This window comes from Streptomyces sp. NPDC059477 (assembly GCF_042749375.1).
In the GTDB taxonomy this organism is placed as follows: domain Bacteria; phylum Actinomycetota; class Actinomycetes; order Streptomycetales; family Streptomycetaceae; genus Streptomyces.
The window spans coordinates 1-6,264 of sequence record NZ_JBHYUG010000010.1 but is presented as its reverse complement, the minus strand read 5'-3'; the positions used below and the strand labels follow the sequence as shown (position 1 = coordinate 6,264).

The following is a 6,264-nucleotide window of genomic DNA, read 5'->3' as shown; positions in this document are numbered from 1 at the left end:
AGGGGGTCCTCCGGCCCCGTGCCCGCCGCCGCACCCCGGGAGGGGGGGGGTCCACAGGCCAACGGCCCGGAGGGGGTTCCGGGCCGTTGAGGGAGGGGCGAGTCGGGGGCGGTTGTGGTCAGTCGCGGGGGAACCTGGACGTGTCGATGGTGAGATCGAGGAGGGTGTGGGTCAGATCGATGGTCTCGCCGAAGTCGACCCGGGACTCGGTGCGGTACTCGCCGTCCTTGGGGTCGGTGAAGAGGTGGCAGCGGCCCAGATAAGGGTCGGCGATGAGATAGACGGGGATCTCGGCCTCCGCGTACGCGGTCTTCTTGGGACCGTAGTCGTTCATCCCGGTGCCCCGTGAGATGACCTCTGCGACGAACTCGACATCCTCGTGGCGCCAGCCGCCGCGCTCGGCGTTGCGCTCGGCGTCGTCTTGCAGCTTCATCACATCGGGGCAGAAGCCGTTCTCGTAGCCGGGCAAGTCGATACGGACATCTGTTTTCACCTTGATGTCCCTGCCGAACTTGTCCTCCAGCGCGTGGATGATCCGGCGCGCGATCTCCCAGTGCGTATCCCGCTGCGGCACCATATTGACGGCCCCCTCGACGACCTCGACCTTGAAACCCTCGGGGATCATCCGCTCCACCAGCTCGAACAACTCGTCGAGGTGCTGTGCGTTCTCGTCGGCCATGTCGATCCTGTCGGTCTCTACGACGGTCATCGTGGCGCTCCTCCCCGGCTGCCCTGTTCGCGGGTACAGCCGCGCGGTACAACGATACGTTCAAAGGTTTGGACACGGACAGTGATCCATGCCCACACTGCCGAGTGTGTCATCACTCCCCCTCACCTACCCCCTCGTACGACTCCTCCACCGCCACCTCGACGACGACGGCACCCTCCTGGGCGTCTACCTCCACGGTTCCGCCGTCCTCGGCGGGCTGCGTCCGCACAGTGACGTCGATCTGCTCGCGGTCGTGGAGCGACCGCTGACGGAGGGGCAACGCCGGGACCTGGTACGGGAGCTGATGGAGGTCTCCGGTGCCCCCGGTGACCCCGGGCGGCGGCCCGTCGAGCTGATCGTCGTCGTGCACGGCGGGATCAGCCCCTGGCGCTACCCGCCGACCTGCGAGTTCCTGTACGGGGAGTGGCTGCGGGCGGAGTACGAGCGGGGGTACGTCCCCGCCGCCGGGCCGATGCCCGATCTCGCCCCCCTGATCACCATGGCCCGCGACGGCGACACCGCGCTCCACGGCCCGCCCCCGGCCCAACTCCTCCCGCCCGTCCCGCCCGCCGACCTGCGCCGGGCCATCGTGGCGGGGGTGCCGGAGCTGATGTCCGAGCTGGACACGGACACCCGTAACGTCCTGCTGACCCTCGCCCGGATCTGGACCACCCTGGTCACCGGCGCCATCCGATCGAAGGACGCGGCGGCCGACCGGGCGCGCGAGCGGCTCCCGGAGCGGCATCGTCCGGTGCTGGAGTGGGCGCGGGCGGGGTATCTGGAGGCGGGATCGGTGGGGGCGGTGCCGGGTGGGGTGCGGGAGTGCGCGCGGGCGATGGTCCGGGAGATCGAGGCTGCCGCGCCCTCCGCTCAGGCGACCTGACGGCCTCTTGAGCGACGTGAGCGCCCGGTCCGCGGCCCCTCACCCTTCGTACGCACCGCCCAGCCCCCACCCCTGGTACATCGCCTCGGCGAAGGCCTCCGCGATCTTGTGCTCGCCGCTGGTGTTCGGGTGGGTGCCGTCGTAGGTGTCGGTGTCGACGTCGTACGACGCCGGGAGCGACGCCAGCAGCAGGGAGGAGCGCGGCTCGTCCAGGTCGGCGACGGTCTTCGCGAGGAGTTCGTTGAACGTGGCGACCTGCGTGGCGAAGGCGGCGTCGGAGGTGGCCCGGATGTTGGGTATCACCGGCAGCACCACCATCCGCACGCGCGGCCGGGCCGCCCTCGCCCCGGCGATGAAGGCCCGGACGTTCTGCGTGGTCTGCTCGGGGTCGGTGTAGAAGCCCAGGTCGATCAGGCCGAGGGAGACCAGCAGCACATCCGCGCGTGCCTCCCGTACGGCCTGCCCGATCATCGGCGCCATGTGCTGCCAGCCCTCGCCCCAGCCCGCCAGGTGCGCGCGCGGGAAATCGGGCTCGGCGTAGAGATAGGAGACGGGTGCGTCGGCCCCCTTGTCGTACAGCGTCTCGCGCGGTCCGACCAGCGTGAACGGGCCGCCGTGGGTCGCGCACAGGTGCCGCCACATCCGGTACCGCCAGGTGTGCTCGCCCGCACTGCCGATGGTCATCGAATCGCCTACCGGCATCAACCTGAGCATCCGCTCATGATGGCCGACCGGGAGCGGGGCGGGGACGGCGGGGGCAGGGGACGCGGCGCACGGCACAGGCACCGGCGGGAACGCCCGTACGGGATGGCAGTCTTGGGGCATGCGCCGATCACTGGTCCCTCTCGCCGCCGCCCTGCTCACGGTCGGGCTGTCCGTGCCGTCCGCGTCCGCCGCCGACGGTGACGAGGGGTTCACGATCAAGGATCCGCGGATCACCGAGTCCAGCGGGCTCGCCGCGTCCCGGCAGCATCCGGGGATCTACTGGACGCACAACGACAGCGACGACGGGGCCTTCCTCTACGCCGTGGACAGCGCGACGGGCGACACGGTCGCGACGATCACCCTCACGGGCGTCGGCACGCCCCGGGACATCGAGGCGATCTCGATCGGGCCCGACGACCAGATCTACGTCGGCGACATAGGGGACAACCTCGGCGGGACCTGGGACCACGTCTGGATCTATCAGCTGCCCGAGCCCGCGGAGCTGACGGACCAGTCGATCAGGGCCACGCAGTACGTCGTCCAGTACGCGGACGGTGCCCGGGACGCCGAGTCGCTGGTCGTGCACCCGGAGACCGGGCGGGTCTACATCGTGGACAAGAACAGCGAGGGCGGGCATCTGTACGAGGGCCCGGCCGAGCTGTCGGCGTCCGGCACCAATGTCTTCGAGCCGATCGCCGCCGTCCCCGACCTGGAGGCCACCGACGCGGCGCTCTCCCCGGACGCCGGTCATCTCGTCGTCCGCAGCTACTTCGGGGCCATCGACTACGAGTGGAACGGCGGGCAGCTCAAGCGGCTGGAGCGGCTGAGCGTGCCGACCGGGTTCGCGCAGGGCGAGTCGGTCACGTACACGGCCGACGGGAGCAAGCTGATGTACGGGGCGGAGGGGGAGGGGAGCCGGGTGCTGCCCGAGGACGCGCCCGGGGGCGGGTCGGGATCGGGCGCGGAGGACTCGGGGTCGTCGGCGGCGGGGGAGGACTCCGGGGACGGGCCCGGTCTGTCCGTCGGCGCCGGGGCGCTGGCCGTGGCGGTGCTGGCGGTGCTGGTGCTGGGGGCGCGGCGGCGGAGGCGGCGGGGTTAGCCGGCCGCGCTCAGAGATCAGTGGGCGTTCGCCTCGGTGGGGTCGGGGTGGGTTGAGGGCGTGGTGGTGACCGCCGCCCTCGCCGTGACCATCGCCTCCAGACCGTCCAGGATGCGCTGGAGACCCCAGCCGAAGTGGTCGAAGTCCGTGCCCCAGGTGTCCTCGTCCAGGGCGGCCATCAGCGGGAACCGGCCGGAGGCCAGGACCTTCTCCAGGGTCGGCACCTGTGCCGCCCAGAACTCGGTGTCGGTCAGGCCGGTCCGGTGCTCGGCCGCCTCCCCGTAGAGCTGGGTGCGGGCGGCTCCGACGACATAGCTGTCGACCAGGATGATCGCCGAGACCAGTTCGCGGTCGGGCAGGTTCATCGGCTTGATGCGGGAGAGGACCTTCTCCATGGCACCGAGGGCGCTCGGGCCCAGGATCGGGCGGGTCTGGTTGACCTGGAGCAGCCAGGGGTGGCGGCGGTAGAGGGCGAGCGTGGCGTGGCCCATGCTCTCCAGGGCGGAGCGCCAGGTGCCGTCGCCGAGGGCGGCGGGGTTCTCGGAGGGTCCCTGGACCCGGTCCAGCATCAGATCGAGCAACTCGCCCTTTCCGGGGACGTACCGGTACAGCGACATCGCGCCGGTGTCGAGTTCGGCGGCGACGCGTCGCATGGAGACCGCCTCCAGGCCCTCGGCGTCCGCGACCTGGACGGCCGCTTCCACGATCCGGTCGAGCGTCAGGCCCGGTTTGGGGCCGCGGCTGGGCCGCCGGCCGGTGTCCCACAGCAGTTCCAGGGTGCGGGCGATGTCCCCGCTGCCACTGGTCTGCGTGCCGTCACCGGCTTTCTTGCCGCTGTTCTCGCCGCTCGTCATGGGCTCAGCTTAAATCCCCGGATTAAAATTGGGTACGCTGTACGCGCCATCGGGTACGGTGTACTCAGTTAGGCGGCGCGAGCAGCGCGAGCAACGCGGACAGAGGGGGACACACGATGGACGGATACGCGGTGCGGGCCGAGGGCCTGGAGAAGCGGTACGGCGAGAAGCGGGCACTGGACGGCTTCGACCTCGTCGTGCGCGAGGGCACCGTGCACGGCCTGCTCGGGCCGAACGGCGCCGGGAAGACCACCGCCGTACGCATCCTGTCCACGCTCGTGAAGCTGGACGGCGGACACGCCACGGTCGCCGGACTGGACGTGGCCCGCAAGGCGCGCGAGGTACGGGCCCGGATCGGGCTCACCGGGCAGTACGCGGCGGTTGACGAGGTGCTCACCGGGCGGCAGAACCTGGAGATGTTCGGCCGGCTCTTCCACCTCGGCGGATCGCGCGCGAAGAGCCGGGCGGTGGAGCTGCTGGCGCAGTTCGATCTCACCGAGGCGGCCGACAAGGGCGCGGGCGGCTACAGCGGCGGTATGCGGCGCCGGCTGGACCTGGCCGCGTCGATGATCCTGGCCCCGGCGGTGCTCTTCCTGGACGAGCCGACGACGGGCCTGGACCCGCGCAGCCGGGGGGAGGTGTGGGAGTCGGTGCGGGCGCTGGTGGCGAGCGGTACGACGGTCCTGCTGACCACCCAGTATCTGGAGGAGGCGGACAAGCTGGCGTCCCGGATCACGGTCATCGACCAGGGCCGGGCCATCGCCGACGACACCCCGGACGGGCTGAAGAACCTGATCGGCGGCGACCGTATCGAGGTCGTGCTCGCCGAGCGGTCGGACATCGCGCGGGCCGTGAAGGTCGTGGCGCGGGTCTCGGACGGCGAACCGGAGTCCGACGAGAGCGAGTTGCGGGTGCACGCCCCGGTGACCGACCGGGTGGCGGCCCTCACGGATGTCGCCCGCACCCTCCAGGACGAGGGCGTCCGCGTCGAGGACATCGGGCTGCGCAGGCCGAGCCTGGACGATGTGTTCCTGCGTCTGACGGGACACCGGGCGGAGAAGAAGGAGGCGGCGGCGTGAGTGCTGTGGACCTGAAAGGAGACGGCGGTGTGAGCACGGTGGCCGCCAGGACCGAACCGCCCTCGCGCAGCGGCACGTACTGGCTGCTGTCGGATGTCTGGAACATCGTCCGGCGCGGTCTGACCCACTACCAGCGCCAGCCGGTGAACATCGCCTGGCAGCTGGGCTTCCCCATCCTCTCCGTCCTTCTCTACGGCTATGTCTTCGGCAGCGCGATGACCGTGCCGGGCGGCGGGGACTACAAGGACTTCCTGATGCCGGGGATGTTCGTGATGACGATGGCCTTCGGCTTCATGAACACGGCGACGGTGGTGGTGTACGACTCCACGAAGGGGGTCATCGACCGCTTCCGCTCGATGCCGATGTCGTCGTCGGCGGTGGTGGCGGGCCGTGGGGTCACCGATCTGCTGGTGGCCTGCGCCGAACTGGCCATCATCATGCTGACCGCGTTGGCGATGGGCTGGCGCCCGGACGGCGGCTGGGGCTTCCTGGCGGCCTTCGGACTCCTGCTGTGGCTCCGCTTCTCCCTGATCTGGGTCGGCGTCTGGCTGGGCCTGATCGTCCCCAACCCGGAGGCGGCGGGCGGCCTGTTCGCGGTGGCCTTCCCCCTGACGATGATCTCCAGCATCTTCGTCGCCCCGCAGCTGATGCCGGACTGGCTGGGCTGGGTGGCGGCGTGGAACCCCATCTCCTCGACGGCCGCCGCGACGCGTGAGCTGTTCGGGACGCCGGTCGGCGGCGGGGACTCCTGGATCGAGCAGCACGCGCTGCTGATGGCGGGGGTGTGGCCGCTGGTGCTGACGGCGATCTTCCTGCCGCTGGCGGTACGGAGGTTCCAGCGGCTGAGCCGGTGAGGGGGAGTTCAGCGGGTTGATGGTGAGGGGAGTTCGGCGGGTTGATGGTGGGGGGAGTTCGGCGGGTTGATGGTGGGGGGA

At 70.7% G+C, this 6,264-nt stretch carries 7 protein-coding genes; 4 read left to right on the top strand and 3 right to left on the bottom strand.

What is annotated here, in order from left to right; translation table 11 throughout:
* Positions 1-118: 118 nt before the first annotated feature.
* Complete coding sequence (locus ACFXAZ_RS07500; RefSeq protein WP_384586307.1) at positions 119-709, bottom strand: Uma2 family endonuclease; 591 nt, start codon at positions 707-709, stop codon at positions 119-121.
* A 106-nt stretch (positions 710-815) separates the two neighbouring features.
* On the opposite strand from ACFXAZ_RS07500, the gene ACFXAZ_RS07495 reads away from it, so the two are divergent.
* Positions 816-1,592: an aminoglycoside adenylyltransferase family protein gene (locus ACFXAZ_RS07495; RefSeq protein ID WP_384586305.1), complete on the top strand. Its 777-nt coding sequence runs from the start codon at positions 816-818 to the stop codon at positions 1,590-1,592.
* A 39-nt stretch (positions 1,593-1,631) separates the two neighbouring features.
* Here the strand turns inward: ACFXAZ_RS07495 and ACFXAZ_RS07490 are convergent, their stop codons facing one another.
* Positions 1,632-2,306: an SGNH/GDSL hydrolase family protein gene (locus tag ACFXAZ_RS07490; RefSeq protein WP_384586303.1), complete on the bottom strand. Its 675-nt coding sequence runs from the start codon at positions 2,304-2,306 to the stop codon at positions 1,632-1,634.
* Between the two features lie 109 nt (positions 2,307-2,415).
* Here ACFXAZ_RS07490 and ACFXAZ_RS07485 point away from each other — a divergent pair, with 109 nt between their 5' ends.
* A complete protein-coding gene (locus tag ACFXAZ_RS07485) occupies positions 2,416-3,396 on the top strand; it encodes a WD40 repeat domain-containing protein (RefSeq protein WP_384586301.1) in 981 nt (326 codons plus the stop codon).
* A gap of 17 nt (positions 3,397-3,413) precedes the next feature.
* On the opposite strand, the gene ACFXAZ_RS07480 is transcribed toward ACFXAZ_RS07485, so the two are convergent.
* The gene (locus tag ACFXAZ_RS07480; RefSeq protein WP_384586299.1) at positions 3,414-4,250 is read right to left on the bottom strand and encodes a TetR/AcrR family transcriptional regulator; all 837 of its coding nucleotides are present in this window, start codon (positions 4,248-4,250) and stop codon (positions 3,414-3,416) included.
* A 116-nt stretch (positions 4,251-4,366) separates the two neighbouring features.
* Between ACFXAZ_RS07480 and ACFXAZ_RS07475 the strand changes: the two genes are divergently transcribed.
* The gene (locus tag ACFXAZ_RS07475) at positions 4,367-5,329 is read left to right on the top strand and encodes an ATP-binding cassette domain-containing protein (protein WP_384586297.1); all 963 of its coding nucleotides are present in this window, start codon (positions 4,367-4,369) and stop codon (positions 5,327-5,329) included.
* Between the two features lie 38 nt (positions 5,330-5,367).
* Positions 5,368-6,183 (top strand): ABC transporter permease, encoded by an 816-nt coding sequence (locus tag ACFXAZ_RS07470; RefSeq protein ID WP_384586518.1) that lies wholly within the window; start codon positions 5,368-5,370, stop codon positions 6,181-6,183.
* The last annotated feature ends 81 nt before the right edge of the window (positions 6,184-6,264 follow it).